The sequence below is a fragment of the Aeromonas sp. SCS5 genome (genome assembly GCF_001887375.1).
GTDB lineage: Bacteria > Pseudomonadota > Gammaproteobacteria > Enterobacterales > Aeromonadaceae > Aeromonas > Aeromonas jandaei.
The window spans coordinates 1-2,311 of record NZ_LFCS01000026.1 but is presented as its reverse complement, the minus strand read 5'-3'; the positions used below and the strand labels follow the sequence as shown (position 1 = coordinate 2,311).

The 2,311-nt window shown below is 43.8% G+C and carries 3 protein-coding genes and 1 pseudogene; 1 reads left to right on the top strand and 3 read right to left on the bottom strand.

The window, feature by feature from the left end; all coding sequences use genetic code 11:
• Positions 1-132 (top strand): annotated as a pseudogene (locus BS300_RS21525) (metal-dependent hydrolase); the annotation flags it as partial.
• Here BS300_RS21525 and BS300_RS20795 read toward each other — a convergent pair.
• The 3 genes from BS300_RS20795 to BS300_RS20785 form a co-directional block, all read right to left on the bottom strand.
• Positions 89-838, bottom strand: a complete 750-nt coding sequence (locus BS300_RS20795) for a hypothetical protein (protein ID WP_071915111.1) — start codon at positions 836-838, stop codon at positions 89-91. The pseudogene BS300_RS21525 and the gene BS300_RS20795 sit on opposite strands and share 44 nt — an antisense overlap.
• Before the next feature lie 27 nt (positions 839-865).
• Complete coding sequence (locus BS300_RS20790; RefSeq protein WP_158025292.1) at positions 866-1,216, bottom strand: lysozyme inhibitor LprI family protein; 351 nt, start codon at positions 1,214-1,216, stop codon at positions 866-868.
• A 222-nt stretch (positions 1,217-1,438) separates the two neighbouring features.
• Positions 1,439-2,128 carry a hypothetical protein gene (locus BS300_RS20785; protein WP_071915107.1) on the bottom strand — a complete coding sequence of 230 codons (690 nt, stop codon included), beginning with the start codon at positions 2,126-2,128 and terminating at the stop codon, positions 1,439-1,441.
• Between the last annotated feature and the right edge of the window lie 183 nt (positions 2,129-2,311).

The window sequence follows — 2,311 nt, the reverse complement described above, 5'->3', positions numbered from 1 at the left end:
GCCCGAGGTGAAGCGGTGATCCTCTCCGAACTCTGCTGGGTCTGGCTGCCGGGGGTTGTATTGATGCTGGTGTTGATTTTGTTGCGACTTATTGTGGCAAATCGATATCTGCAGCATCAATCCAGCCGGTAGTAACGATTTTGCCGTGAAACGCAACCTTGTAGCGGGCATGCGGAAAACTGAAATCAAGCAGGTGTACCCGATCGCCCTTGATGAGGTAACTCTTTTGTGGTTTTTCGCTATCGGCGCTGGCATAAAAAGAGGCTCGTGCCACACCTACAGTCAGGTAGATATCAGGGAGTTTGCTATCGCAGCCGATAGCGGCAATTTTGGCAGGATGTAGAGTTTCGATACAGAAATCGGCGTAATTCTCTCGCTCGCTGATAAGTGTCAGCTTGCCATCAGCGTTGAGCTGATAGGTACGATCAGTATATCTGGGGCCGGATTTCATCGAACTCTCGATCTTGTCTGACATCAGCTCGGGATTAGCAATTTCATCATTGGTCGCGAGTGAACAATCGTTACCCACCAATTTCACCAGACGATGGAATATATTTACACCACCATAACCAGAGCTTACCGGGAGTGTCAGCAAACTAAAGTGTGGATAGTCGTAGCGTTCCACGGTGCTTTTGGTATCCCCCATACCATCTTGCTCAAACGTAAGCATTTGATTGGCGCAGCGTAATGTTATTTTGTTATCTTGCTGGCTAAGTTGCACCTGCTGAGTGAGTAAAATGCTATGGTCATGTTCAAGTGAAATGGCTACCGGTGCCGGTTCAATCGCCATCGTATGGGGTGAAAATAGAAGTAGTGAGAGTAGGAACAGGATCATCATTGGCGCCACCGTAATAAAATGGTTTTGTTATAAATAAACTTTCTTTAGATACTGAATACGCTCTTGTAGCATATCTATTTGGCACTCCATCTTCGCTTCATTTCTCTGTGCTCCACCACTATTTAATGTGTAATAGGCTTTGCAGTTTTCATCCCAAAATAAAAGCCAGGCCCGTTGACTCTGGATGAGAGTTTTCCGTATTTCTCCTTTGCTTACGTAACTGTCGTCAAAACCGCCAGATGCATTTTTTTGTAATATGGATTGATAAGTTTTGTTTAACTCCTTATCTGCTGCCAATAGGTCTGCTTCCAGTTTGCACATAGCAGAAGGAAGATTACAGATAGCATTATCATTAACTGTCTTTCCAAAAGCAGTCATGGTCGCGAACATTGTGGTGAGGATGATAAAAATAATCTTTGCTATGAGTGAATTATTCTTTGATAAGATTGATGTAAAGTAACTTATTCTATAATTGTACATGGTGTGACCAATATGCTTGAGTTGATATTGTATTTTTGAGAGCGAATGTTCGCAAATAATTGTCGCTCGCTTATTATAACGCTATTTCCTGGGAAATGGAGACGCAGCTCTACCATATAATCAGTTAGATATTTTATATAACTTGTCATAATAAAAGTTGTCAAAATCAGTGATCGTTTTAAGGGTGAATGGTGCCGGGAGTTTGAAGCGTTTCCAAGTTTCCTTGAAGATCTCGTCACCATCTTCTTGAGCATCCTGATTGATGTTCTCCTTTATTAATATTTTCTTGGTCGAGAAGTTAATGCTCGTCATCCGCTCAACGAGGGGGCCGCGGTTTTCACTCATGTCGTAGCCAATCAATTCGAAACCGGCGTTCTGATATCTGAATTTGTAAGACCAGTAACCATAACGTCCATGGCCATAGTGGATTTTCAAGATCCCTTTTTCTATGGAGACCCAAAGCTCAGGGGCAAAATAGACACCACCATCTTCATTCTCTGAGGAGAAACAGTTTGGATTTTCGAGAGCCAGCTCATAGAGATCACCCTTCTTGAACGCGATGATAAGTCCTCGTCGATTACGATCCAGCTCACCACGGTATTCATCAACAATGACATTGCGCTTGTCAGTGCCTTTGACAACGATGACCATATCACTCTGACCGTCTTTATTTAAATCCCCCTCGATTTTCTCAAAGACGACATATTCCTTGGGGACAAAATCGAGTGGATCTTTAGTGTTCAGGGTGGCACCTTCGGCTAAAACTTGTGCTTGCAACAGCATTAAAAGCAGTAATAACCCTTTTTTCATAACCATTCCGTTTTCGTATGACTCTATAGATTGTGAATGATGCGTAAGATGGATACCCATGGCAAGCGCTTTGAGCCACGAATGGAGACGAGTCTGCCTGCTCATAGGAATACCCCAAGCATTCCGCCACCTGCTGGTCTCGCTACTCTCCCATAGCCTGCTCGATTCCCTCACCACCGGCGG